The 23,375-nt window shown below is 68.2% G+C and carries 29 protein-coding genes; 16 read left to right on the top strand and 13 right to left on the bottom strand.

Annotated features, from left to right (window positions below):
* Window positions 1-198: 198 nt before the first annotated feature.
* From D0B54_RS23620 to D0B54_RS23590, 7 genes are read left to right on the top strand one after another with little or no spacing between them, the layout of a single operon-like run.
* On the top strand, window positions 199-606 hold the full coding sequence (locus tag D0B54_RS23620; RefSeq protein WP_117294764.1) for a hypothetical protein: 408 nt from the start codon (window positions 199-201) through the stop codon (window positions 604-606).
* 10 nt (window positions 607-616) lie between these two features.
* A complete protein-coding gene (locus tag D0B54_RS23615; protein WP_117294762.1) occupies window positions 617-1,162 on the top strand; it encodes an RNA polymerase sigma factor in 546 nt (181 codons plus the stop codon).
* Entirely contained in the window at window positions 1,159-1,512 is a 354-nt protein-coding gene (locus D0B54_RS23610) for a hypothetical protein (protein WP_117294760.1), read from the top strand. Before D0B54_RS23615 ends, D0B54_RS23610 begins: the two co-directional genes overlap by 4 nt.
* Window positions 1,505-1,705, top strand: a complete 201-nt coding sequence (locus tag D0B54_RS23605) for a hypothetical protein (RefSeq protein ID WP_117294758.1) — start codon at window positions 1,505-1,507, stop codon at window positions 1,703-1,705. Before D0B54_RS23610 ends, D0B54_RS23605 begins: the two co-directional genes overlap by 8 nt.
* Window positions 1,689-2,198: a DUF3106 domain-containing protein gene (locus tag D0B54_RS23600; RefSeq protein ID WP_162932663.1), complete on the top strand. Its 510-nt coding sequence runs from the start codon at window positions 1,689-1,691 to the stop codon at window positions 2,196-2,198. Before D0B54_RS23605 ends, D0B54_RS23600 begins: the two co-directional genes overlap by 17 nt.
* Window positions 2,199-2,243: 45 nt before the next feature.
* Window positions 2,244-3,065, top strand: a complete 822-nt coding sequence (locus D0B54_RS23595) for a sterol desaturase family protein (RefSeq protein ID WP_117294754.1) — start codon at window positions 2,244-2,246, stop codon at window positions 3,063-3,065.
* Window positions 3,062-3,949 (top strand): DMT family transporter, encoded by an 888-nt coding sequence (locus tag D0B54_RS23590; RefSeq protein ID WP_205527227.1) that lies wholly within the window; start codon window positions 3,062-3,064, stop codon window positions 3,947-3,949. The genes D0B54_RS23595 and D0B54_RS23590 overlap by 4 nt, the downstream gene beginning before the upstream one ends.
* Window positions 3,950-4,029: 80 nt before the next feature.
* Here the strand turns inward: D0B54_RS23590 and D0B54_RS23585 are convergent, their stop codons facing one another.
* The gene (locus D0B54_RS23585; RefSeq protein ID WP_205527226.1) at window positions 4,030-5,391 is read right to left on the bottom strand and encodes an MFS transporter; all 1,362 of its coding nucleotides are present in this window, start codon (window positions 5,389-5,391) and stop codon (window positions 4,030-4,032) included.
* Window positions 5,384-6,373 carry an NADP-dependent oxidoreductase gene (locus D0B54_RS23580; protein WP_205527225.1) on the bottom strand — a complete coding sequence of 330 codons (990 nt, stop codon included), beginning with the start codon at window positions 6,371-6,373 and terminating at the stop codon, window positions 5,384-5,386. Before D0B54_RS23580 ends, D0B54_RS23585 begins: the two co-directional genes overlap by 8 nt.
* A 61-nt stretch (window positions 6,374-6,434) precedes the next feature.
* On the opposite strand from D0B54_RS23580, the gene soxR reads away from it, so the two are divergent.
* Both soxR and D0B54_RS23570 read left to right on the top strand, forming a co-directional pair.
* Window positions 6,435-6,884 carry a redox-sensitive transcriptional activator SoxR gene (gene soxR, locus D0B54_RS23575; protein WP_117294750.1) on the top strand — a complete coding sequence of 150 codons (450 nt, stop codon included), beginning with the start codon at window positions 6,435-6,437 and terminating at the stop codon, window positions 6,882-6,884.
* 47 nt (window positions 6,885-6,931) lie between these two features.
* Entirely contained in the window at window positions 6,932-7,465 is a 534-nt protein-coding gene (locus D0B54_RS23570) for a methylated-DNA--[protein]-cysteine S-methyltransferase (RefSeq protein ID WP_117294749.1), read from the top strand.
* Here the strand turns inward: D0B54_RS23570 and D0B54_RS23565 are convergent.
* Together D0B54_RS23565 and D0B54_RS23560 are read right to left on the bottom strand one after the other, a co-directional pair.
* Window positions 7,462-7,986 (bottom strand): SRPBCC family protein, encoded by a 525-nt coding sequence (locus tag D0B54_RS23565; protein ID WP_117294747.1) that lies wholly within the window; start codon window positions 7,984-7,986, stop codon window positions 7,462-7,464. The two genes, D0B54_RS23570 and D0B54_RS23565, sit on opposite strands and share 4 nt — an antisense overlap.
* Before the next feature lie 3 nt (window positions 7,987-7,989).
* Window positions 7,990-8,325: an ArsR/SmtB family transcription factor gene (locus tag D0B54_RS23560; RefSeq protein WP_117294745.1), complete on the bottom strand. Its 336-nt coding sequence runs from the start codon at window positions 8,323-8,325 to the stop codon at window positions 7,990-7,992.
* 111 nt (window positions 8,326-8,436) lie between these two features.
* Here D0B54_RS23560 and D0B54_RS23555 point away from each other — a divergent pair, with 111 nt between their 5' ends.
* From D0B54_RS23555 to D0B54_RS23535, 5 genes are all read left to right on the top strand, one after another.
* Window positions 8,437-9,282: a helix-turn-helix domain-containing protein gene (locus tag D0B54_RS23555; protein ID WP_117294743.1), complete on the top strand. Its 846-nt coding sequence runs from the start codon at window positions 8,437-8,439 to the stop codon at window positions 9,280-9,282.
* A gap of 28 nt (window positions 9,283-9,310) precedes the next feature.
* Window positions 9,311-9,682, top strand: coding sequence for a VOC family protein (locus tag D0B54_RS23550; RefSeq protein WP_117294741.1), 372 nt, complete (start codon window positions 9,311-9,313; stop codon window positions 9,680-9,682).
* Window positions 9,683-9,685: 3 nt separating this feature from the next.
* On the top strand, window positions 9,686-10,177 hold the full coding sequence (locus D0B54_RS23545; RefSeq protein WP_117294740.1) for a DUF3237 domain-containing protein: 492 nt from the start codon (window positions 9,686-9,688) through the stop codon (window positions 10,175-10,177).
* A 77-nt stretch (window positions 10,178-10,254) separates the two neighbouring features.
* Window positions 10,255-10,650, top strand: coding sequence for a DUF3592 domain-containing protein (locus D0B54_RS23540; RefSeq protein WP_162932662.1), 396 nt, complete (start codon window positions 10,255-10,257; stop codon window positions 10,648-10,650).
* Between the two features lie 94 nt (window positions 10,651-10,744).
* Window positions 10,745-11,320 carry a rhomboid family intramembrane serine protease gene (locus tag D0B54_RS23535; protein WP_117294738.1) on the top strand — a complete coding sequence of 192 codons (576 nt, stop codon included), beginning with the start codon at window positions 10,745-10,747 and terminating at the stop codon, window positions 11,318-11,320.
* Here the strand turns inward: D0B54_RS23535 and D0B54_RS23530 are convergent.
* From D0B54_RS23530 to D0B54_RS23520, 3 genes are read right to left on the bottom strand one after another with little or no spacing between them, the layout of a single operon-like run.
* Window positions 11,307-11,759: a nuclear transport factor 2 family protein gene (locus D0B54_RS23530; protein WP_117294737.1), complete on the bottom strand. Its 453-nt coding sequence runs from the start codon at window positions 11,757-11,759 to the stop codon at window positions 11,307-11,309. The two genes, D0B54_RS23535 and D0B54_RS23530, sit on opposite strands and share 14 nt — an antisense overlap.
* Before the next feature lie 25 nt (window positions 11,760-11,784).
* Window positions 11,785-12,696 carry a hypothetical protein gene (locus D0B54_RS23525; protein WP_117294736.1) on the bottom strand — a complete coding sequence of 304 codons (912 nt, stop codon included), beginning with the start codon at window positions 12,694-12,696 and terminating at the stop codon, window positions 11,785-11,787.
* Window positions 12,693-13,805, bottom strand: coding sequence for a cyclic nucleotide-binding domain-containing protein (locus D0B54_RS23520; protein ID WP_117294735.1), 1,113 nt, complete (start codon window positions 13,803-13,805; stop codon window positions 12,693-12,695). The genes D0B54_RS23525 and D0B54_RS23520 overlap by 4 nt, the downstream gene beginning before the upstream one ends.
* 300 nt (window positions 13,806-14,105) lie before the next feature.
* On the opposite strand from D0B54_RS23520, the gene D0B54_RS23515 reads away from it, so the two are divergent.
* Complete coding sequence (locus D0B54_RS23515) at window positions 14,106-15,218, top strand: helix-turn-helix domain-containing protein (protein WP_117294734.1); 1,113 nt, start codon at window positions 14,106-14,108, stop codon at window positions 15,216-15,218.
* Window positions 15,219-15,356: 138 nt separating this feature from the next.
* Here the strand turns inward: D0B54_RS23515 and D0B54_RS23510 are convergent, their stop codons facing one another.
* The 3 genes from D0B54_RS23510 to D0B54_RS23500 form a co-directional block, all read right to left on the bottom strand.
* Window positions 15,357-16,361, bottom strand: coding sequence for an IS30 family transposase (locus D0B54_RS23510; protein WP_117293827.1), 1,005 nt, complete (start codon window positions 16,359-16,361; stop codon window positions 15,357-15,359).
* Between the two features lie 542 nt (window positions 16,362-16,903).
* Window positions 16,904-17,887, bottom strand: coding sequence for an N-acetyl-D-Glu racemase DgcA (gene dgcA, locus D0B54_RS23505; protein ID WP_117294733.1), 984 nt, complete (start codon window positions 17,885-17,887; stop codon window positions 16,904-16,906).
* The gene (locus D0B54_RS23500) at window positions 17,884-18,930 is read right to left on the bottom strand and encodes a DUF1611 domain-containing protein (protein ID WP_117294732.1); all 1,047 of its coding nucleotides are present in this window, start codon (window positions 18,928-18,930) and stop codon (window positions 17,884-17,886) included. The genes dgcA and D0B54_RS23500 overlap by 4 nt, the downstream gene beginning before the upstream one ends.
* Before the next feature lie 221 nt (window positions 18,931-19,151).
* Here D0B54_RS23500 and D0B54_RS23495 point away from each other — a divergent pair, with 221 nt between their 5' ends.
* Entirely contained in the window at window positions 19,152-20,819 is a 1,668-nt protein-coding gene (locus D0B54_RS23495) for a serine hydrolase domain-containing protein (RefSeq protein WP_162932661.1), read from the top strand.
* Between the two features lie 49 nt (window positions 20,820-20,868).
* Here D0B54_RS23495 and D0B54_RS23490 read toward each other — a convergent pair whose 3' ends face one another.
* The 3 genes from D0B54_RS23490 to D0B54_RS23480 all read right to left on the bottom strand — a co-directional run bounded on the left by D0B54_RS23490 (window position 20,869) and on the right by D0B54_RS23480 (window position 23,309).
* Window positions 20,869-21,348 carry an ester cyclase gene (locus D0B54_RS23490; protein WP_117294730.1) on the bottom strand — a complete coding sequence of 160 codons (480 nt, stop codon included), beginning with the start codon at window positions 21,346-21,348 and terminating at the stop codon, window positions 20,869-20,871.
* Entirely contained in the window at window positions 21,345-22,298 is a 954-nt protein-coding gene (locus D0B54_RS23485) for a zinc-binding dehydrogenase (RefSeq protein WP_117294729.1), read from the bottom strand. Before D0B54_RS23485 ends, D0B54_RS23490 begins: the two co-directional genes overlap by 4 nt.
* Before the next feature lie 123 nt (window positions 22,299-22,421).
* Window positions 22,422-23,309: a LysR family transcriptional regulator gene (locus D0B54_RS23480; RefSeq protein WP_117294728.1), complete on the bottom strand. Its 888-nt coding sequence runs from the start codon at window positions 23,307-23,309 to the stop codon at window positions 22,422-22,424.
* Between the last annotated feature and the right edge of the window lie 66 nt (window positions 23,310-23,375).

The following is a 23,375-nucleotide window of genomic DNA, read 5'->3' as shown; positions in this document are numbered from 1 at the left end:
CCAAAAAATAAGCTTATTCAATTCAGGCAGTTCCACCGACATTGCTGCATTGTGACGCTGTCAAGGCTTGACCTTCGTTTTCGAAGCCGCGCCCTGCCGTTGTGCATAAGCATGTTGCACTGCACCGAAAACCGGCCGGTCAACCGCGGTACAGCTTGCACGTTCTATGGTGTACGTCCCTACACAGGAGATTGTCCCATGAGAATCCCAGTATCCGCGGTTTTCGGCCTGTTCGCGGTGGCCTTCACCTCCCTCCCGGCGATGGCCGACGACCCGGCCAACAAGCGCCTGGACGCCAAGGGCGAGCGCATCGAGGAGCGCCTGGACAAGCGCGGTGACCGCGTCGATGCCCGCCTGGACGCCAAGGGCGATCGCATCAACGACCGCCTGGAACGTCGCGCCGACCGCGCCGAGGCTGCTGGCAACGAAGCCCGCGCCGACCGCCTGGAAAAGAAGGGTGACCGGATCGAGGAGCGCCTCGACAAGCGCGGCGACCGGGTGGACAAGCGCCTGGACAAGAAGGGTGATCGCGTCGAGAAGCGTCTGGACGAGAAGGGTGACCGCATTGAACGCCGCCGTGAACGTCGCGACGACGACAAGCCATAAACTCGGAGGCGTGAGTACCGCCAACGTCCAGCAACTCGACGCTTTCCTCGCGTCGGTCGAACGCCGTGCCTTCCGCATGGCCCAGATCGCCACGCGGGACCGCGACGAGGCCCTGGACCTGGTACAGGACGCCATGCTGCAGCTGTCGCGCAAATACGCCGGCCGCCCCCCCGAGGAGTGGCCGGCGTTGTTCTACCGAATTCTTGAAAACCGCATCCGCGACTGGCAGCGCCGGCAGACGGTGAAGAACCGCCTGTTCTTCTGGCGTCCGTCGGTCCAGGACGAGGAGCAGGACGAGGACCCGGTGGAGCAGGTTGCCGAGCCGGGCCCCGGCCCGCAGGAAACGCTGCAGCGGGTCGAGCAGATGCGGCGCCTGGAGCAGGCGCTGCGGGATCTGCCGACACGCCAGCGCGAGGCTTTCGAACTGCGGCTCTGGGAAGGGCTCAGCGTCGAGGACACCGCGCGCGCCATGGGCTGCAGCGACGGCAGCGTCAAAACCCATCTGCACCGCGCGCTTGCCGCGCTGCGCCAGGATCTGGAGGGGGTCTGGCCATGAAAACCGAACACGACCAAGAACTGCTGCAGCTGCAGCGCCTGCTGCGCGACAGCGAGAAGCTCGACATGGTGACGTCCGCCCGGCTCAGCGCCGCGCGCGCGCGCGCCCTGGACGCCGCGCGCTCGCCGGCCAGGCCCTGGCTGTGGGCGGTGCCGGCAGCCGCCACGGCCGTGCTGGTCGCCGCGCTGTGGATGCCCACCGCGCCCGTCAGCCTGCCCGCGACGCCGGTCGCTGTCGGCAACACCGTCGCCTCCGAGGCCCTGGACGTGCTCACCGACGAGCAGTCGCCGGAGTTCTACCAGGACCTGGAGATGTACGAGTGGATGGACCGGGAGGCCGGAAGTGCTTGAGGGCCTGTTGCTGCTGGCCGCCGCCGCGCTGCCCCCGGGCAAGCCCGCCGCGCCCAGCGCCGAGTTGCTGGAGTTCCTGGCCGAGTGGCCCGACGAGGGCGTGCAGCGCCTGCTCGACGAGCCACAGGCCGAGGCCGGGGACAAAAAGGACCGAGATGAGAAAATGGACAAGCGCGATGCGAAGGCTCGCTAGGCTCGCCGCGGTGCTGGGCCTGCTGCTGCTGGCGCCGGCCCAGGCCGCCACCGGCTGGGAGCAGCTCAGCGACGGCCAGCGCGAAGTGCTGGAGCCGATGCGCCAGCAGTGGGCGACGCTGCCCGGCGACAAGCAGGACCGCCTGGCCCGCGGCGCCGAGCGCTGGTCGCAGCTGGACCCGCAGCAGCGCGAGCATGCGCGCCAGCGCCTGGACCGCTGGCAGCGCATGTCGCCGGAAGAGCGGCACCGCATGCGCGACAGGCGCGAGCACTTCCGCCGCATGACGCCGGAGCAGCGCGAGCGCCTGCGCGAACGCGCCGAGCAGTTCCGCAAGCTGCCGCCCGAGGAGCAGGAGCGCATCCGCCAGCGCTTCCGCGAATTGCGTGAGCAGAAGCGCCCTCCGACCGACGAGGAGCGCAAGCTGCTGGGCTGCGAACCGGACGAGCCCTGCAAGCCGCCCAAGCCGCCGAAGGAGCACCGGGAGCCGCGCTGAAGCGCGCTTCTTGCAGGCGCCGGGCGGCGGCGTAAGCTGCCGCCCATGTTCGAATTCGTCACCGCCGCCTACGCCGACCCGCGCTTCGTCTGGGTGGGTATTGCCACGGTCCTGCTCAGCGCCGGGTCCTTTTTAGCCTTCGCGCTGCCGCTGACCGGGCTGGCGGCGCGCGACCCGGCCTGGGCGCGGCGCTGGAAAATCCAGAACCCGCGCGGTGCCGGCGCCCTGTCGCAGGAGGAAGCCGAGCGCCGCGGCATTCTGGTGCAGGGGCCGCGGATGCTGCGCGAATCGCTGTGGAGCTGGGCGCGCAACAATCTCTGCATGCTCGCCGTCACGGCCGCGGCCTGGCCGCTGATGAGCCTGTCCGGCGTGACCCTCGGACCGCTGCCGGAAAGCTGGTGGTGGTTGTTCCCGCTGCAACTGCTGTTCTGCATCTATCTAGACGACTTCCTCTACTACTGGATGCATCGCGCCATGCATTCGCGCTGGCTGCTGGCGAACGTCCACGGCCGCCATCACCGCGTGCTGGCGCCCTGGGCCATCACCGGACACTACATGCACCCGGTGGAGTACGTGCTCACCGGCTCGCTGGCCTTCGTCGGGCCCTCGCTGCTCGGCGCGCATGTGGCGCTGCTGTGGATCTGGATCCTGTTCCGGCAATGGGAGGCAGCGGAGGGCCATTGCGGCTACGCCTTCCCCGGGTCGCCGACGCACTGGCTGCCGTTCTCCCATGGCGCCCTGCACCACGACGCGCACCATGCGCGTGTGCGCGGCAACTACGCCGGCTTCCTGCCGCTGTGGGATCGCCGCTTCGGCACCACGGTGCGCGACTACGACAAGATGCTGCAGGACTGGAAAGCACGTTGAGTCTGCGCCTGTCGCCTCTTTCTGCGCTGCTGATCGGCGCAACCCTGATCGGCCTTGCGCCGATCTTCGTGCGCCTCGCCGATGTAGGTCCCACCGCCACCGCGTTCTGGCGACTGGCGCTGGCGGCGCCGGTGTTCGGCCTGCTGATGCTGCTGCGCGGCGAAAGCTTCCGTGGAACATCGTCACGGTCACTGGGCTGGCTGGCGCTGGCCGGCCTGTTCTTCGTCGGCGACCTCGCCGTCTGGCACCAGTCGATCCTGTGGACCTCGGTGGCCAACTCCACGCTGCTCACCAACCTCGCGCCGGTCTGGGTCACGCTGGTCGCCTGGTGGCTATGGGGAGAGCGCGTGCGACCTGCCTTCATCGCCGGACTGGGGCTGGCCTTCGGTGGTGCGCTGCTGCTGATGGCCGACAGCATGGAAGTCTCGCGCAGGACGCTGATCGGCGACCTGCTGTCCGTCGTCACCTCGCTGTTCTATGCCGGCTACCTGCTGGTGCTGAGCCACCAGCGGCGTTACCACTCCACGCTCGCGGTGATGTTCTGGACCAGCGCCACCGCCGCCATCGTGCTGCTGCCGATGACGCTGCTGCAGGGCGAGGTGCTATGGCCGCAATCCGCGCAGGGCTGGTGGGTGCTGCTGGGGCTGGCAATGCTGTCGCACGTGCTGGGCCAGGGCCTGATCGCCTACGGCTTTGCGCACCTGCCGGCCTCGTTCTCCTCGGTCAGCCTGCTGCTGCAACCGCTGGCGGCGGCGGCCTTTGCCTGGCTGCTGCTGCAGGAGCGCTTCGGTGCGCAACAGGCGCTGGGTGGGGCGATCGTGCTGGGGGGGATTTTGTGGTGCCGGCAGTCGATGAAGGCCGAGGATAAAAGTGCCGGCTCGTAGGAGCGGCTGTCAGCCGCGATCGGCGGCCACCATGGCGACCATCCCTCGCGGCTAACAGCCGCTCCTACGAGAAAGGGGCCTCATGCGGCAGCCAGTGTCCCTCTCACAGGAATTCCTGCCTCCGTCCTCCCCGCGACCACCACGCCGGCCACAGCAAACCCTGCCGCCAGCAGCAGCCCCGCCACATATCCCGCCATCGCAGACTGCGGCAGCAGCGCCGCGAACAGCGCGCCTGACAAGGCCAGCGCGGTGGCGGAGAACAGCGAATCGCTGAGTTGCAGCGCTGAACTGTTGGTTCCCTGCTGCGACGGCTCCGACAGCTCCAGCGTCAGCACCGACAGCGTCGGGTAGACCACCCCCATGCCGAGGCCCGCGGCGATCCAGCCGGCGACGCCGAGGGCCAGCGGCACCGCCGGCCACAGCAGTGCCAGCATCGCGAGGATGCCCAGGGCGATCGCCGCCATGCCGTTGCGCAGCAGCAGGACCCGCGGCGCGCGCCCCGGCCGTGCCTGCCACCAGGACCCGGCCGACCAGCCCAGCGCGCCGACGGTCAGCACCAGGCCGGCCTGGGTCAGCGACAGGCCGCGCTCGCCGGAGAGCAGCAGCGGGATGAACACCTCGCAGCCGAAGAAGGCTGCCGCCGCCAGTCCGCGCAGCGCGACGACGGCGGGCAGGCCGCGTCCTGCGAGCAGCGTGCCTGCCGGCAACAGCTGTCGTGCCGACAGTGCCAGCGCGATCACCGTCAGCGGCAGCAGCCAGCCGGCGTGTTCGCCCTGCTGCCCGGCCCAGTACATCAGCCCGGCACTGCCCGCCGCCGCCAGCGCCCACCACAGCCTTGCGTGCTGCGGCGCGGTCGGCGCGGGGTTGGGCAATGCACGTCCGCGCAGCGCGGCCTGCACCGCCAGCGCCGCCGGCAGGGCCACGATGACGGCGCTGAAGAACACCCAGCGCCAGCCCAGCGTTTCCACGATCCAGCCCGCCAGCGCCGGACCTACGATCACCGGCACCACCCAGGCCGCGGCGAAGGCGGCGAAGATGCGCGGGTGCAGCGCCGCGGGATAGGCGCGGGCCACGATCACATACAGCGCCACCGACAGCAGGCCGCCACCGAGGCCCTGCACCAGGCGGCCCGTCACCAGCAGCGCCATCGAAGGGGCCATGCCCGCCAGCAGCAAGCCGGTGACGAAGGCCGCCACGCCGGTCCACAGCGGCGCGCGTGGTCCGCCGCGGTCGCACCAGCCGCCCGACAGCACCATGCCGATCACGCTGGTGGCCATCGGGCCGCCGAAGGCCAGCGTGTACAGCGACAGGCCATCGAGCGCGCGCGCCACCGCCGGCATCGCCGTGGCGATCGCCAGGTACTCGAAGCCGATCAGCGAGATCAGCGCGACGATGCCGCTGGTGAGCGCGCGGTAGGGCCGCGACATCAGGCCCTCATTCATGCGCGGCCCCGATGCGCAGCACCAGCTTGCCGCGCACATGCCCGGCTTCGATCTCGCGATGCGCCGCCGCCGCGTCTTCCAGCGCGTAGCGACCGGAGACGTGTACGCGCAGCTGCCCCTGCGCGTGCAGCTGCAGCAGCTCGCCCAGGCGCGCAGTGGAGCGCTGGCTGCGGACCGCCTGCACCCCGAACAGCTCCGCCTTGGTGAATTCCACCAGGGTGACGATGCGGCGGCGCTCGCGCACCAGGTTCAGGGACACGTACAGGGCATCTCCGCCAGCCGCATCCAGCGCGGCGTCGATACCGCCCGGCGCCATCGCGCGCAGGCGTTCCTCCATGCCCTCGCCGTAGGCCACCGGCTCGGCACCGAGGACGCGCAGATAGTCGTGGTTGCGCGGGCTGGCGCTGCCGATCACGCGCAGGCCGTATGCCCGCGCCAGCTGCACCGCCATCGTGCCGACGCCGCCGGCCGCGCCGTGCACCAGCAGGGTTTCGCCGGCGCGCAGCTGCAGTGCTTCGAGCGCGGTATGCGCCGTCTGGCCCGAGGCCGACAGGGCGCCGGCCTCGTCCCAGGGCAGGATCGAGGGCTTGTGCAGCACCTGCGCCGCCGGCACCACCAGGTACTCGGCGCAGGCCTTGAGCAGGGTCCAGCCCAGTACCGATTCGCCGCGCCGGAAATGGCCGATGTCCGCGCCGACCTTGTCGACCACGCCGGCGAACTCGTTGCCCGGCGTCAGCGGCAGCGCCGAGGCAAAAGCGCCCCCGCGTGCGAAGGCGCCGCGGCGCACCGCCGCGTCCACCGGCTGCAGGCCGGCCGCGATCACGCGCACGCGCAGCTCCCCTTCCCGCGGTTCGGGCAGCGGCAACTGCCGGACCTGCAGCAGCTCCGGCCCGCCGTACTCGGCCAGCAGCAGCGCGCGCATGGTGCCGGGGCTGGCGGGGCGCGGGGTAGCCTGCTGCAGCAGGCGGACAATGCTGTTCATGCTTGACCTCATCGGATGTTGGCGCCAGCATAGAACCTCAAGTTAAGTTGAGGTCAAGTCCATGGTATCGCCGCATGACGAACTCAGCGTGGGGCAGGTAGCCCAGCGCAGTGGCGTGGCGGTGTCGACGCTGCACTTCTATGAAAGCCGCGGCCTGATCCACAGCCGCCGCAGTGCCGGCAACCAGCGCCGCTACACCCGCGACACGCTGCGCCATATCGCCATCATCCGCGTCGCCCAGCGCGTCGGCATTCCGCTGGAGACCATCGGCGAGGCGCTGGCGCAACTGCCCGAGGGCCGCATCCCGACGCTGGCCGACTGGACGCGCATGTCGCGGACCTGGCGCGAGGAACTGGACGCGCGCATCGAGCAGCTGACGCAGCTGCGCGACCAGCTCACGGACTGCATCGGCTGCGGCTGCCTGTCGATCGAGCGCTGCCGCCTGCGCAATCCCGGCGACAAGCTCGCCGTGGAGGGTAGCGGCCCGCGGCACCTGATGAAGAAGACCTGAGCAAGATCCGGCAAGTATCCGCGCCGACCCTGATGCAGACTGCAGCCATGAAACAAGGACTCTGCCTGTTCGACACGCCGCTGGGCCGCTGCGGCATCGCCTGGGGTGAACGCGGCCTGGTCGGCACGCAGCTGCCTGAAGTAGACGAGCGGCGCACGCTTGCGCGCTTGCGGCGGCGCTACCCGGAGTTGCAGGAAGCGCTGCCGCCGGAGCCGGTGAGCGCCGCCATCGACTCCATCCTGGCGCTGCTGCGCGGCGAGCCGCGCGACCTGCGCGAGATCGTGCTCGATACTGCCGGCCTGCAGGCCTTCGCGCTCGGCGTCTACGAACTGGCGCGTGCGATTCCTCCGGGCCAGACGCGCACCTACGGTGAGCTGGCAACCGCCCTGGGCGATCCCGGCGCGGCACGCGCGGTGGGGCGGGCGCTGGGCGCCAATCCCTTCCCTATCGTCGTGCCCTGTCATCGCATCCTCGGCGCGGGCGACTGGAGCGGCGGCTTCTCCGCGCACGGCGGCGTGGAGACCAAGAAGAAGCTGCTGTTCATCGAGTCGGGCGGCAGGGGGCAGCAGGAGTTGTTCTAGAGCCTGCGTCCGTACTCCGCCTCCAGCGCCGTATGCGTCGACCAGAAGCCGGGCGGTTCGCGGCCGTTGAGGCGGTCCACCAGGATGCCGACATGCGTGTGCCAGCCGCCGGCCACGCTCAGCAGCATGCGGCGCTCGCCGATGCGGCGGTGCGTCAGCACCAGGCGCACGTCGCTGCCCTGTTCGCTCAGGTCGAAGCTCACTTCCGAGGCATCGGCACCCGTGCCCCAGGTGAAGCTCAGCCGGTAAGGCGGCTCGCAGCGGGTGACGCGGCCCTGCAGCTTCGAGCAGTCCGCGTTGCGGTAGTGCTCGGGCGGCTCCTCGACCTTCGACGACAGCAGGCTGTTGTGGAACGCCAGGTCCACGCGCCCGCCGATCTGCAGGTCCATCGGCCCGGCGGCGAGCCAGCGTGCGCGCTTGTCCGAGTCCGTGAGATAGCTCCAGACCCGCTCGATGGGCCCGGGCAGCAGGCGGTCCATGCGCAAGGTGCCGGGTTCGGTCACCACACCAAAGTCATCCATGATTCACTCCTTCCCGGGATGTCGCAGCAGCGCCTCGAGGGCATCGAGACGCTCACCCCAGAAACGTTCGTAGAAGCCCAGCCACTCGTGTGCGCCGGCCATGGGCTTGGGATCGAGCCGGCAGAAATGACTGCGTCCCTGCACGGTGCGGCGCACCAGGCCGGCGCGCTCCAGGGTCTTGACGTGCTTGGAGGCGGCGGCCAGCGAAATGCGGAAGGGCTCCGCCAGTTCGCCGACCGTGCGCTCGCGCCCCGCGAGGCTGCGCAGCATCTGCCGCCGGGTGGGGTCCGCCAGGGCCTGGAACACGAGATCCAGGCGGGATGATGATTGATTAACCATAAGGTTGAATATACGCAGGGCCCGATCAATAGTCAACCATATGGTTGAATGTAAATCCCGGCTTGACCGGCCAGCCCGGAAGGCGTGTACTGGCCGGCGAGGGTTTCAGACATGACGGCCACGACGATCTACAAGGGCGGCTCGCTGACGGTGATGGACTACCGCTGCGATGCCGGCCCGCAGGATGCGCCCTACCCCGAGGTGCATGGCGGCTATTCCGTGTCCTATGTGCGCAAGGGCAGCTTCGGCCTGCGCAGTCGCGGTGCCAGCTTCGAGCTGGTGGCCGGTTCGCTGATGGTGGGTTGCCCCGGCGACGAATACCTCTGCACCCACGATCACCACGTCTGCGGCGACGAGTGCCTGTCCTTTCAGCTCTCCGCCGAATGGGTGGAGGCCCTGGGCGGCGGACAGAAACCCTGGCGCAGCCTCAGCCTGCCGCCGCTGCCGCAACTGGTGGTGCTGGGCGAGCTGGCGCAGGCCGTGGCCGACGGTGGCAGCGACATCGGCATGGACGAGGCGGGCCTGCTGTTCGCCGCGCGCTTCGTCGAGCTGGTTTCCGGCCACCGCCGGACTCCGCCCGCCGCGCCGCCGCGCGACCGCCGCCGTGCGGTCGAGGCGGCACTATGGCTGGACGCGAATTCTCCCAGTGAAGTGGACCTGGAACGCGCCGCGCGCGAGGCTGGCCTGAGCCCCTTCCACTTCCTGCGTCTGTTCGCCAAGGTCGTGGGGGTGACTCCGCACCAATACCTGTTGCGCTCGCGCCTGCGCCATGCCGCGCGCCTGCTGGCGGACGAGGACCGCGCCATCACCGACGTAGCGCTGGACGTCGGCTTCGCCGACCTCTCCAACTTCGTGCGCAGCTTCCACCGCGCCGCCGGCGTCTCGCCCGGCGGCTTCCGCCGTGCGGCGAAGGGCGACCGCAAGATTCTCCAAGAGAAGATCGCCGCGCGTCCCTAGAGTGGTTTCCACACACAGGAGACTGCTCATGTACGACCATCTCGGTTTGAAGGTAAAGAATCTCGCTGCCAGCCTGCGCTTCTACGAGGCGGCCTTGGCGCCGCTGGGCCATGGCATCTGCTCGCAGGACGAGCACGGTGCCGGCATCGGCCCCAAGGGCGAAGCCGGGCTGTGGCTGCACGGCAACACCCAGCCTGCCGGCCACGGCATCCATGTCGCCTTCCGCGCGCCGGACCGCAAGGCGGTCGATCATTTCCATCGCGCCGGACTCAAGGCCGGTGGCCGCGATCATGGCGCGCCGGGGCTGCGCGTGGACTACGGCCCGCACTACTACGCCGCCTTCCTGCTGGACCCCGACGGCAACAACGTCGAGGCCGTCTGTCTGCAGCCGGAGCGCTGAGCCATGGACACGAAGACCACGATGCAGCCCACCACGCAGATCGCCACCGAATTCCTGTGCACGCTGCACAGCCCCACCGTCGGCGCGCCGCAGCAGATCGACCCGGCGCTGACGATCTACCAGTCCGGTCCCGGCGGCTGGGCTCGCGGTCCGCGCCTGGACGCGCAGATGCTCACGCCCACCGGCGACTGGCTGCGTGCCATGCCGGGCGGCAGCCTGCGCGTGGATGCGCGCATGAGCCTGCAGACCGGTGACGGCGCGCTGATCCACGTCAGCTACGGCGGCGTCATCAGCGTGAAGCCGGAGAATTTCGCGCGCATGAGCGCCGGAGAAACGCTCACGGCAGCGGACATGTACTTCATCATCACGCCCTGCTTCCAGACCGGGCATCCGAGGTACGCCTGGCTCAACCATCTGCAGGCAGTGGGAAAGGTCACCGGGCTGAAGGGCGGGCCGGAGGGTTTTGTGCGCTACGACCTGTTTTCCCTGGGCTGATGGTCACGACCGGACTGTCAGCCGGTCGCGGCGCTCGCTACCATTCCGGGACAACTCAAAAACAGGGATGGGAAGTCGTGAATACAAAGAGCCTGGTGTTCAAGATCCTGGGTGTGGTCATCGGCGTGGGGGTTGCGGTCGCAGGCTGCTCGGAGCGTTCCAGGATCGAGCAGCTGAAGAAGATCGGCACCGTGGCGATCGTGGAGCCGATCAGCGAGTACACCGACAGCTCGAGCAGGGGTAACCATACCTATACCGCAGAGTTCGTCTTCGAGACCGAGGACGGCACCACCATCACCAAGAAGACCTCCTTCCCGAAGGAGCTGATCGCGGACTTCGAGGCGGGCACACCGGTCAAGGTGTTCTACAACCCCACGAACCCCAGCGAGTTCGTGTTCGAGAAGCAGGAGCCGGAGTGGTTCGTCGTGATCTTCGGCATTGGCATTGGCATCGCGGCGCTGATCTTCGCCTAGGCTAGCGTTCGCGGGTCGTGTGCGGCCCCGCGAACTGGCCTGTACAGGGGCGAATCACGTAGGGTAGAGCCAGTTCATCACCACGCGGATACGCATGAGAACGCCTGTCACGCTGTTCCTGCTGATCGCCAACATCGCGATCTTCCTGCTCCAGCTTCAGGCGTCGGATGGCCTGATCCCACGCTATGCCCTGTGGCCGCTGGGAGAGGGCTTCCAGCCCTGGCAGCTGGTGACCAGCGCCTTCCTGCATGGCGGAATGCTGCACCTGGCGGTGAACATGTTCGGCGTGTGGACCTTTGGCCGCGAGCTGGAGCAGGCCCTGGGTCCGTTGCGCTTCCTGCGTCTCTATGCGGTCAGCGTGCTGGCCGCGGCGGCGACGCAACTGGTCGCCGTGCATTTCGGCAAGCCGGTGCCCACCGTCGGCGCCTCAGGCGGCCTGTTCGGCCTGCTGGCGGCCTACGCCATCCTGTTTCCCGATCGCAAGCTGCTGCTGCTGTTTCCGCCGATCCCGCTGCCGGCACCGCTGTTCGTGGTGTTGTATGCCGCGTTCGAGCTGTATGCCGGTGTGACCGGCACGCTGTCAGGCGTGGCGCACTTCGCGCATCTGGGCGGCCTGGCCGGTGGCCTGCTGGTGCTGGGCAAGCGGCGCGGGCGCGCTAGCCGACGATGAGCCTGGTCCGCTGCAGCCGCGTCGACACGATGCGCCAGCCCGCGGGGCCGCGCACGTAGCGGTCGTGGTAGCAGCCCCAGCCGGTCAATGTGATGAACGGCAGGCGACCGAGGCTGGTGTCTTCCACCCAGATGCGGTCGTTCATCGGCCAGCGCGCGAGGGCCTCGGTATCCGACAGGAACTCGATCTCGGGCATGAAGCCGGCATGCACCGTGGCCGTGCCTTCCAGCATGTACAGGGTGTTGCGGACGAAGGCGTCGGGGTCGTGCTGGTGGAAGGCCGGATCGCCGGTCGGCGACTCCGAGCGGAAGTCGGTTTCCGCGCCATCGGCGAAGACCGCGCGCAGGGCCACCGCGTCCTTCGTGTCCACGCCGCGGAAGTACTGCGCCTTGAGCGCCTTGATGTCCTCGATGGCGAGCAGTCGCTCCAGGTCGGTCATGCAAGCTCCGGTTAACGCCGGGTACTCAGAGGCCCCACTGCGGCTTGCTCAGCCAGGAAAAGCCGAAGCGGTCGCCGAACAGGTAATAGCCTAGCTCATTGTCGCCCGCGGCCGGCACGCCCTCGCGCAGCTGGAACACCAGCCGGCCATCGGCACGTCCGACGTAGCCCGTGCGGCGGCGCCACGCGTCCATGTCCCAGCCTTCCAGTTCCGCCATGACCTCGGGCGACAGGCGGCTGCGGGCATTGCTGATGAGAACGTCGTCGCCGTCCAGCACCGCGCTGTCGCCGGTGTCGAAGGGTGCGTTCAGCAACTCGCCCTGTGCGTTCAGCAGGGCCAGGTGCAGGCGTCCGTCGATGAGACCGGCATGGATGTCGGGGCCGCGGCGGCGGTAGATCACGCGGCCCTGCGCGTCGTAGTCCACGCCCCAGAGCATGCCCGCTTCCACCTCGGCCACGCCGTAGCCCTGCAGCAGCGTGAACGGCACGCCCTTCTCCGCCAGCAGCGCGGTCAGCGCCTGCAGCAGCGAGCGCGGCGTGCAGTAGCCGCCGGCGATCGCGATCACCGCGTCGGGAAAACGCAGGCCGTTCGCGGCATGGCGGAACAGCAGCTCCGCCAGGAACAGCGACTGGCACATCAGCATCGCCGGCATGTCCTCGCGCGCGGCCAGCTGCAGCGCGCGGCTGGCGGTGCGCGTGCTCAGGTAGCAGTCCACCAGCACGCCGTCGGTGGGAAAGCCGATCGTTGCCGGGTAGGCGTTGACCACCACCGGCGTGCGCCCGCGGAACGGCGCCAGCAGCTGAGGCCAGTGCGCCCTGACCACCGCGGTCAGCGACAGGCCGCCGCGGGTGACCTTGCGAAAGCCGTCCGGCCCGGTCTGGGTGGAGCCGGCGGAGTACGACAGCAGGTCGCCGGCGGAGAGTTGGGGCGTGCTCATGCGTCGGCCTCCGTACCGCGCGCGCCGACGCCGGCCAGGCGCAGTGCCAGGATGCGCGACAGGTTGTGATAAAAGCGCGAGGCCAGCGCCGTGTCGGCGTCCAGCATCTTGCGCAGGATGTTCTCCTGCAGCGACAGCACCTGTGCGCCCTCGGGCCCGGCGCGCACGTCGGCGCTGCGCATGCCGCCGAGCACGAACGACATCTCGCCGACCAGCTCGCCTTTGCCGATGGTGGCGACCACGTCCTTGTCGCCCAGCACTTCCATCTGCCCCGACAGCACCACGAACACGCTGCGGTAGACCGTGCGCCGCCGGATGAACAGCGCGCCCGCCTCGCAGTCCAGGATGTTGCTCTGGTCCGTGAGCAGCTGCACCTGCGCCGTGGTGAAGCCCTGGAAGATCGGCAGCAGGCCCTCGCTGAGCAGCTGGAACACCGCCGACTGGCTGCCGTGGCGTAGCGCCGCCTCGGCATAGCTGGAATGCGGGAACAGGCGATGCACCCAGGGGCCGGCCGTCACCCCGGGGCGCACCGCGTCCACCAGCGCCAGCAGGTTGCTGCCGACGCGCGCCAGGTGATCGCGGTCATCGAACACCAGGCACATCGGCACCAGGATACCGACGTTGGTGTCCTCGACGTTGTCCGTGTACTGGCGCCAGCCCAGGCGGGTGTAGTAGTTGATCAGGTGCGGCACGCAGTCCAGGAACACCAGCTGCTTGCCGTCGCGCAGGCACTCGGTCAACCCGTGCGCCACCAGTTGGCCCGGCAGCGCCGAGCCGCGGTAAGCCTTGTCCACCGTCAGCCGCGAGCCCACGGCCATCTGCTCCGGCAGCACATCCGGCGCGAAGCTGTCGAAACGATAGACCGCGTTCCATTCCTCGGAAAATTGCCCATCGCTGCCCCAGTGGAAGCGCAGGCTCGCCACCACCTCGCCATCTACGGCCGCGTAGTAGAAGCGCGACCAGGCATCGTCCGGATCGCTGAGCTGCTGGCCCTGCTGGTCCGCGGCGTCGTGGTAGAGGTTCATTTCCTCGGTGTAGACGCGGTAGCGCTGGCGCGCGCACGCGGCGAATTCCTCAGGCGTCTGCGCCTGTTTGATGTCGACTTTCATGCGGGTTCCGCTCCTGCGTTTGTTCTTCTTGTTCAGGTGCCGCAGTCGCGGCCCGGGCTTTAGCGTAGCCGGTCCTGAACGGCCGCAACGTGCGCGGCGGCACAGGAAGCCTGCGTCAATCCGTGGTGATTCCCGATTCGGGCATGAGGGAATGCAAATCGCCCGCTTTGCCTCCGCCCGCCTGAACCTGTGGATTCGACCCTGCCGCTGCTGCTGCGGGAAAAAGAGAACTCGGGCAAGGGAAAAACCGGTGTTTTCACCTGATGGCCGGAGGCTCCGGGGATTGCTATTCTGCGCAGAATGAGCGCCTTGATTCCCCAGCGCGGAGCCTCCGCCGACCCCTATCGGGCCCTGGTGGTCGACTTGCAGAGTTCGCTCGATCTCGAGAGCACCTGGAAGGCTTGCCTGAAGCTGATCGCAAGCAAGCTGCCGCACCGCTCATGCAGCCTGATGTTCAACATCGTCAACTATGAACCGACGGATGCCCGCCACCATGTGGTGCTGCCGCGCAATCCCGACTACGTACCGGCCACCAGCCTGACCATTTCAGGCCCGTACCTGGCGCGCCATCCGCAGATCAAGCTGTACACCTATTCCCAGATCGTGTCCGAAGATCCGGATGCGCACCGCCGGCGTCTCGACCAGGAACCCGATCCGGAATGGAACGAGTTCATCCACCTGGCGTTCTGGCACGATTCGCGCCCCGAGGCGGTCCTCAGCATTCGCCGGCCACCGGATCAGTCGCAGGTCACCGCCGAGGAGCATGCGTTCCTGGAGCAGTTGCATCCGATGATCGAGGCCGCGCTGCGCCGCCTGCGTGCGGTGGAAGGCGAGCGCAGCCGGCGTTCCAGCTACGAGCACTTCCTGCGGCAGGTGCCGTTGACCGTGATGTTCGTCAATGCCGCCGGCGAATCGCTGTTTGCGAACAATGAAGCGGAGAAGCAGTGCGGACGATGGAATCGCGGCCTGCGCGGCTCGGTCGATTCGGATGCCTGCTTCCGCCTGCCGGAGGCGGTGGGTGCCATGTTCGAGGCCGGCAAGCCGGGCGCCAATGACGGTCAGCCCGGTTCGGTGCGGCGACCGCATCCTGCGCTCACCGGGCTGTCGGTGAAGATCGACCGCAACTGGCAGTTCTCGGGGCTGCAGATGAGTCCGAGCTATGTGGTGACTTTCCTCGACGAGCCGGTGGCCGGAGAGGCGCCGCAGGAGTCCTCGCAGGCCGCCCTGCTCGTACTCCAGCGGCTGACGCCGACCGAGCGGCGCGTGGCACAGCTGGTGGCCCGGGGATTGCGCAACCACAAGATCGCCGAGCACCTGTCGCGCTCGCGCCGCACCGTCGAGTTCCAGCTGAACTCGATCTACCGCAAGCTCGACATCCGCTCCCGAACCGAACTGGTCCGGGCGCTGAGCTGATCACCGCTGCGGGCCCCAATCCGCCGCCCCGGGAACCGACCCCTGCCGTCAGCACGCTTCAGGCGTGCGGTTGCTGCCGGAGCTGCCTGGAGCACTTCTGGTCTCAATGCTTGCATCGCTGTCGTTTCATCATCAGCGTCATGCCGGCGAAAGCCGGTAGGTGGATTCACATTTGAAATGCAACACTTTGGCGAAGACCTCGGCAGGGGTTTTGAAGCCGAGGCACTTGCGTGGCGTGTGATTGTAGATCTGAGCGATCTGCAAGAGTTGGTCTGGTGAGAGGTCTTCGACGTTGGTTCCCCGGGGTAGCCAGCGGCGCAAACGCCCGTTGGCATTCTCGACGCCACCCTTCTGCCAGGGGGAATGCGGATCGCAGAAATAGGTCTGCAAGCCCAGGGGCTGATGCAGGGTGTAGTGCAAGGCGAATTCGGTGCCGTTGTCGAAGGTGATGCTGCGGCGCAGGGCTGGGGGCAGTGGGGCCAGCAAGGCCTGGAGGGTTTGCGCCACCGGCGCAGCGGCCTTGCTGGGCTGGCGGACGATGGCGGTCAGCCGGGACGTTCGCTCATGCAGGGTCAGGATGGCTTGGCCATAGCGCGCAAAGAGCATCAGGTCGGCTTCCCAGTGTCCCGCCTGGCGCCGGTCAGCCGCAGCCTTGGGGCGCTTTTCGATCGAAACCCGCTGCTGGATGTGCTCTGCCGGGCTGCCGCCCTTGCGGCCACGGAAGCCGCGCTTGCTCTTGGCACGGGGCAGATAGAGACGCCAGGAAAAGTCGTTGGTCCGGGCGATCTGGGCGGCAATGAAGCGATAGATGCTCTCGTAGCTGATCTGCAGATCCTGCTGAGCCAGCCGCCGCGATACCTGCTCGGGAGACCAGCCTCGGCGCAATCCCTCCAGAACCCTGGCTTGCAGCTCGGCATCACGCAGAAGCCGGCTACCTTGCCAGCGGCGCGCCCGAGCTTGCTCGCCGGCATAGACGCTCTGGTAGCCCGTCGCGCCAGTGTTGCGCTTCAGTTCCCGAGAAATGCTCGATGGCGCGCGATCCAGAGCTGCCGCAATTTGCCGGATCGACTCCCCGGCTTGGCGCCGACGGGAAATCTCACACCGTTCCTCGATTCCAAATTGCTCAAAGCTCTTGCGTCCCATTGCAGCACCCTCGTAATAGGGTGTTGCATTTGGTTTGTGAACTCACGGCATCCAGTCGTACGGTGGCGACTCCTGTCCGGGACTGGATGCCGGCTTCCGCCGGCATGACGGGGCTCGATGTCTTCTTGATTGAATCGAAACTGCTCTAGGGCCTGTCATCCCTTCCCTGATCGCTGCGATGCCCCCGTATTTGCCGCCAGGCAAGGCGCGAGGAGGTGGCTTATCGGGAATAAGAGACTGACGAGGCCATTGGCCCTGTTGAGGAGCGACTCGATGTCGCTCCGAAGTAAGCCAATGGCCAGCATGGCGGCAAAGACGGGGGCACCCGAAGGGCGGGGCCGCCTGGGCGCAGGGCGGCGTCCCGAGTCGCTTATGTACGTCTAGTACAGCCGATGGCCCTAGCTGCGAAGCGACTCAATGTCGCTTCGCAGTCAGCCATCGGCGCGCCTCGGGGCATAGCCCTGCACCCAGGCGGCCTCCGTCGCAGCGACCAGGGAAGGGATGACAGGCCCTAGCCCCGACGCCGGTGACGAAGATCCGGATCAGCCCCAGAACGCCGGCCAGGGTGGCCGCATGCTGCCGCGCTCGTAGACGATGCCGTCCGGCCAGTCCTCGGCCAGCAGGAAGGCGCCATCGAGATCGTTGATCTCGCAGAGCTGTCCGAGGACCATCGCCGGCGCCATCGCCAGCGAGGCCCCGACCATGCAGCCGCTCATCAGGCGCAAGCCCGAGCGCTGCGCGGCCGCCGCGAGTTCCAGCGCGGCGGTAAGGCCGCCAGCCTTGTCGAGCTTGATGTTGATGAAATCGTAGCGCCCGGCGAGACGCGGCAGGTCTTCGATGGTGTTGACCGACTCGTCGGCGCAGAGCGGAATCGGGCGCCGGTCCTTCGACAGGCCCTCATCGTGGCCGGCCGCGAGCGGCTGTTCCAGCAGGGCCACGCCGTACTCCAGCAAGGCCGGCGCGAATCTCGCAAGATCCTCGGCATCCCAGGACTGGTTGGCGTCAACGATCAGGCGCGCCCGCGGCGCCCCACGCCGCACGGCGGCGACGGCGGCGACCGGATCCCTGCGGTCGACCTTGACCTTGAGCCAGGGATGATCGGCCAGGCGGCGCGCCGCCGCCTCGAACGCCTCCGGCATGCGGATACCGAGGGTGACCACGCTCTGCACCGGGCCACCGCCCGGCACGCCCGCGCGCGTCCAGGCGCGCACGCCGGTCTGCTTCGCCTGCAGGTCCCAGAGCGCGGCATCCACCGCATTGCGCGCACCGCCGGGGGGCAGCAATTCCAGTAGCTCGCGGCGCGTGGCCCCGGACTCGACCGCCTGGCGAACCCGTTCGATCTGCACGGTCATCGATTCCGGCGTCTCGCCCCGATAGGCAACACCCGCGCCCTCGCCGCGCCCCACATGGCCGCCGGCCTGCAGCTCCACGACGATGCTGCTGGCCACCGTGCGCGTGCCGCGCGCGATGACGAAGGGCTCCTTCAGCCGCCAGCTGCACGGCCGTACCGTGAGCTGCTGCTTCATGCCGCGAGCATGCGATCGATCAGCGGCTGCAGCGGCGTCTTGAGCGGATCGAAGGCCGGCACGCCGAGGCGCTGCTCGGCATCGGCGAGTGTGCGCCGGCGGGTGGCCTCGTCCATTTTTTCGGTGATCAGGCTCACGCCGACCAGGCGGATGTCGGGATTGGTCAGCGCGCCGGCCTGCAGGTAAGCCTGCGCCGCGACCTCGAGGCTCGGCGTCGGGAAGTCCGGCAAGGACTTGATGCGCGTGATCGCGGGGTCGTGGCAGAGCACGATGGCATCCGGCTGCGAGCCGTGCAGCAGGCCGAGCGTGACGCCGGCGTAGGCCGGATGGAACAGCGAGCCCTGGCCTTCGACGATGTCCCAATGGTCGGCATCGGCGTCCGGCGAGAGCACCTCGGCGGCGCCCGCGCTGAAGTCGGCCACCACCGCATCCATCGGCAGGCCGGAGCCGACGATCATGATGCCGGTCTGGCCGGTGGCACGGAAATCCACGCGGATGCCGCGCTCGCGCAGCGCGTTTGCGATCACCAGCGCCGTGTACTTCTTGCCCAGCGCGCAGTCGGTGCCGACGGTGAGCAGGCGCTTGCCGCTGCGCTTGCGGCCGGTGCCGGTGGGCAGGCCCGTGGGCGGGTTGCGCACGTCGACCAGGTGCACGCCGCGGGCCTGCGCGAGTGCGGCGAGGCCGGGAACGTCCGACAGCGAGTCGTGCATGCCGCTGACGATGTCGAGCCCGGCATCGACCGCGGCGCGCAGCACGGGAATCCAGTTCTCGGCGATGCGGCCGCCCTTGGGCGCGACGCCGACCACCAGCGAGCCGCCGCCCCTTGCGGCGGCTTCCGCCGGCGTCATGTCGGGCAGGCCGAGCGTGACCTTGCAGGCCGGCAAGCGCAGCTGGCCGAGGCAGCGCTCGGGCGCCCAGTCGCGCAGGCCGAAGGCGGTCTTGGCGCGCGAGTCGATGTCGGCCTCGCCGAGGAACAGCAGGTAAGGGCTGCGCAGCGTCACCACGGTGGTGTTGCAGGAATGGGTGATGGAGGAAAGGTTCATGAAAACGGCCCCAGGGATCGTCAGCGTAGTAGACCAACCGGCTCCCGTACCGCCCATCCGCAAAACCACCGGGTTTTGCCGCGACGCCGGATGCCGAAAGCATGGATCGGCCGGGCGGCCCCCGCATGGATTCGGTATTTTCATGGATGCCCGGGAACCCTGCGCCGGCGCACACTGGGCCGCGAGAAACCCGTACGCCTTGCCAACAGGATCGTTCGTCGATGACCAGCCCCGCCGTTGTACTCTCCACGATCCAGAAGCTCGACGAGCTGTTCAAGCCCTGGAGCCGCAGTGACGCGCCGGGCCTGGTCGTGGGCGTGTCGCATCGGGGCCAGGCGATCTATCGCCGCGGCTTCGGCCTGGCGAGCATCGAGCACGCCAGGGCCAATACGCCGGCCACCCGCATGCGCATCGGATCCACCACCAAGCACTTCTGCAGCTTCGGCATCATGCTGCTGGCCGAAGAGGGCAAGCTCGACATCCACCAGCCGGTACGAACCTACCTGCCGGAACTGGCCAATGTTTCCGGCGAGCCCACCCTGCTGCAGCTGATGCATCACACCGGCGGCCTGCGCGATCCCATGTTCGCGGCCTTCCTGCTGAACCGCGGCAACTATGGCCACATGCCGGCCGGGGGTGGCCTGCAGCTCCTGGCACGCTTCACCGATCTCAACTTCGCGCCGGGCGAGCGCATGGCCTACAGCAACGCAGGCTATCTGCTGCTCACCTTCGTCACCGAGCGCGTCAGCGGCCTGACCTGGGAGGAGTTCATGACCCGGCGCGTTTTCGCGCCCATGGGCATGAACGAGACCGCGCTGCTGCGCAGCGACATGGACATCGTGCCGAACATGGCGACGCTGCACATGCCGCTGCCCGACGGCCGCTGGCGCCGCGGCATCTATCCGACCGACGAAGTGCTGGGCTCCGGCGGCATGATCTCCACGATCGACGACATGCTGGCCTGGGTCGCGCACCTGCGCGGTTCGCGGAAGAAAGTGGGCAGCGAAGCGACCTGGGCGCGGATGCTCGAGCGCCAGACCTATCGCAGCGGCATGCAGGCCGGCTATGGCCTCGGCATCGCGCGCGACAGCCATCGCGGCATCGAGACGATTCACCATGCCGGCGCCACGTTCGGCTCGCAGTGCCAGATGCTGACGGTGCCGCAGCATGAACTGGACATCGTGATCATGGCCAACCGCATGGACGCGTCGGCACCGGCGCTGGCCCTGAAGGTGGTCGACACGGTGCTGGAAGACCAGGGCCTGGCGCCGCCGGTGATGCCGGCCCCGGCCGCGGAGTTTCCTTCGGTACGGGGCCGCTGGTACAGCCGGCAGTCACGCACGCTGCTGTCGATCGCGCCCCGGCAGGTCCAGCCCGAAGCCCCGGAAGTACTGCTGCTGTCGATGTACCACGCGCCGACGGCCATCCTGCAGAAAGCGGGTGACGGCCTCGCCATGCCGGACGGTCCGATGAGCATGATCGAGATCCGCACACTGCCCGAAGGCAGCACGCCGCCCGCCCTTCTGGACGTGCACATCACCGGCGAACTGGAGCGCTTCGAACGCCTGCCGGACACACCGCCGACGGCGGAGGAACTCGCGCCCGCACTGGCCGGGCGCTACCGCTATGCCGGGTTCGGGGCAGAGCTGGAGATCGTGCTCAGGGAGGGCAAGCTGTTCATCGACTTCCTGCCGGAGGTCGGCATGGCGCGCTGGGAGCTGGAGCCGCTGTCCGCCGACGTGCTCGGTTGCGGCACGTTCCACAGCATCCCGGCACCGTCGCTGCCGACCTTCGCTTCGCTCTCGATCGAGCGCAAGGACGGCAAGGTCACCGGGCTCTGGATCGGCATGGATCGCGTTCGCAACCTGCGCTTCGATCGCGTCGGCTGAACCCGCCGGTTCAGGCGGGCCTGCGCCCGGCTCCGATATCGGAGCCGGGTCAGTCGAAAGCACCGAGCTGGCGGAGTCCCGTCATCCAGTCCTCCGAGTGCCAGGTGTGAACGATCTTGCCGTCCTTGAACTCGTGGATGTCGATGGCCTGGATGGAAATCCGGCGGTTCTTGCTGGGGATGCCCGCAAACGTCTGGGCTTGCGTGCCCGTGATCTGCGAGCGCACGACCACCTTGTTGCCCTCCTGGATCACATCGCGGATCTCGATGTGGAAGTCCGGAAACACCGTCGTGAGCCATCGCAGCAGCTTCATCCCGGCCGCTCTTCCGACAGGCTCCTCGGAGGGGGTCTCATGCCAGTCCTCGCTGAGCACGCTGCCCAGCAACTCCGCGTCATGCTTGCTGAAGGCCTCGTACCAGAGGGCCGCCTCCTTCCGGTTGTCGCGGGCATGGGCAACATCGCACAGGCCCGCGACCAGCAACGCCGCGGCCGCCAGGATCGGGAATCTGCGAATCTTCGGGGAGTTCATGGCACCAGTACCATCGGCCCGGTCTTGCGTCGCGCGGCGATGTCCGCGTGCGCCTCGGCGGCCTGCGCCAGCGGGTAGCGTACCGCCTTGAATTCACCGAACACGCCATCGCGATAGGCCTGGAACACGGCGTCCACCGCCTGCGGAATGCGGCCCTGCAGGTGCTGGGCCATCGGACCGCCGACCACACGGACATTGCGCGAGGCCAGCTCCGCCTGGTCGATCGCCGGCGCACCGGAGGCCGCACCGATCGTCACGATCCTTCCGCCCTGGCGGACCGCGGCCGCGGACACGCCGAACGTTGCCTTGCCGACGAACTCGTAGACGACATCCACACCGCCGGGCGCAATCTGGAGAACCTGATCGAGGAGCCTGCCATCCGTCGACAGCAGGGCATGATCGACCGCGCCGGCGATCGCGCCACGCTTGGCTTCCGATCCGGCGGTGCCGATGACGATGGCGCCGCGAGCCCTGGCCCAGCGGGAGATCAGCTGGCCGACGTTGCTCGAAGCGCCCTGCACCAGCACCGTTTCGCCGGCCTTGAGCTGATGGAAGCCGTTCAATCCGGCCCAGGCGGTGAGGCCCTTGGTCAGGATCGTCGCGACCTGCTCCGACGAAAGGTCCGCGGGCGTCGGAATCAGGTCCGCCGCGTTGACCAGGCGTACTTCCGCATAACTGCCCGGGGCCAGGAAGTAGGCCACCCGATCTCCGGCCGCCACCCCGGTGACCCCGGGGCCGACGGCTTCCACCACGCCCGCAGCCTCCACTCCGGTGACTCCCGGCAGCGGCATGGGAAAGAGGCCTTCACGGAAGGCGGTGTCGATGAAGTTCACCCCGATGGCTTCCTGACGCAGGCGCACCTGCCCGGGGCCGGGGGACGGTACCTGTTCGTCCTCCAGTTGGAGAACTTCCGGCGCGCCGGTCTTGTGGAAGCGAATGGTCTTGCTCATGTGATGTCTCCTGCGATTGAAGTGGCAGGGTCAATCTAGGCGCCTCCCATCCATAGCGGTAGCCTGTTTTATTCGATTCAATCCATCGTGTTCAACGATAGGTAAAGAACGCGGTCGCGCTGCCTATTGCCTGAGCTGCGAAATGAACGCGAGGCTCGCCGGACCCGGCGGCGAGTCCTTGCGGTAGACCACCTTCATCGGCAGCGACAGGTCGCGCGCGGTGACGCCCTCGATGCGTATCTTCACCAGGGCGCCGTTCTCCAGGTCGTCCTGCACCATGTGCAGGGGCATGTGCCCCCAGCCCAGGCCCGCCTTGAGGAAGGCGTGCTTGGCGCCCAGATCCGCCAGCCGCCAGGTCAACGGCGACAGCACGCCGAAATTCCGGCCTTCGGACAGCGCCGTCCGGTCCGTGAGGATCAACTGGACCTGCCTGGCAATCGCCGACGAAGAGATCACGCCGCGAGCGCGGGCCAGGGGGTGCGCGGGGCTGACGACCGTGGCAAAGGGAATGTCGATCAGGGGCTCGGCCTGCAATTCCTCGGGGACGCTGGGGAGCGAACCGATGACGCCGATCCCGCAACTGCCGTCGAGGACCGGGCGAATGACCCCGCCCAGGGCTTCGACGTAAAGCCGCAGCGCCGTGTGCGGGTACTTCTTGCGGCAGTTCATGGCCGCGCGCGTCACCGCCTCCATGGGATACATCACATCCATGGCCACCGAAACTTCCGGCTCCAGGCCTTCGCGCATCGCCCGCGCCCGGGCCTTGAAGGCATCCATGTTGTCGGCCACCGCGCGCGCTTCCGGCAGCAGGCTGCGGCCCGCGTCCGTCAGCTGCGGATAGCGGCTCGAGCGATCGAACAGCTTCACGCCCAGCTGCGCTTCCAGATTCGCCAGGGTCTGGCTCACCACCGATTGCGCGCGCCGCAGTTTCCGCCCCGCTGCGGAGAAGCTGCCCTGGTCGACCGCGGCGAGGAAGGTCCTGAGCTGGTCCAGCGTTACGCCATCGAGCATGTCTATCGTCCTTAACGATGGATTCCATCGAAATATATAGGCTTCTAGGATGTATCGCGAGTCCAT

This window comes from Solimonas sp. K1W22B-7 (genome assembly GCF_003428335.1).
Taxonomy (GTDB): Bacteria; Pseudomonadota; Gammaproteobacteria; order Nevskiales; family Nevskiaceae; genus Solimonas_A.
The sequence above is the reverse complement of the archived record's forward strand: the minus strand, read 5'-3'. Positions and strand labels throughout refer to the sequence as shown.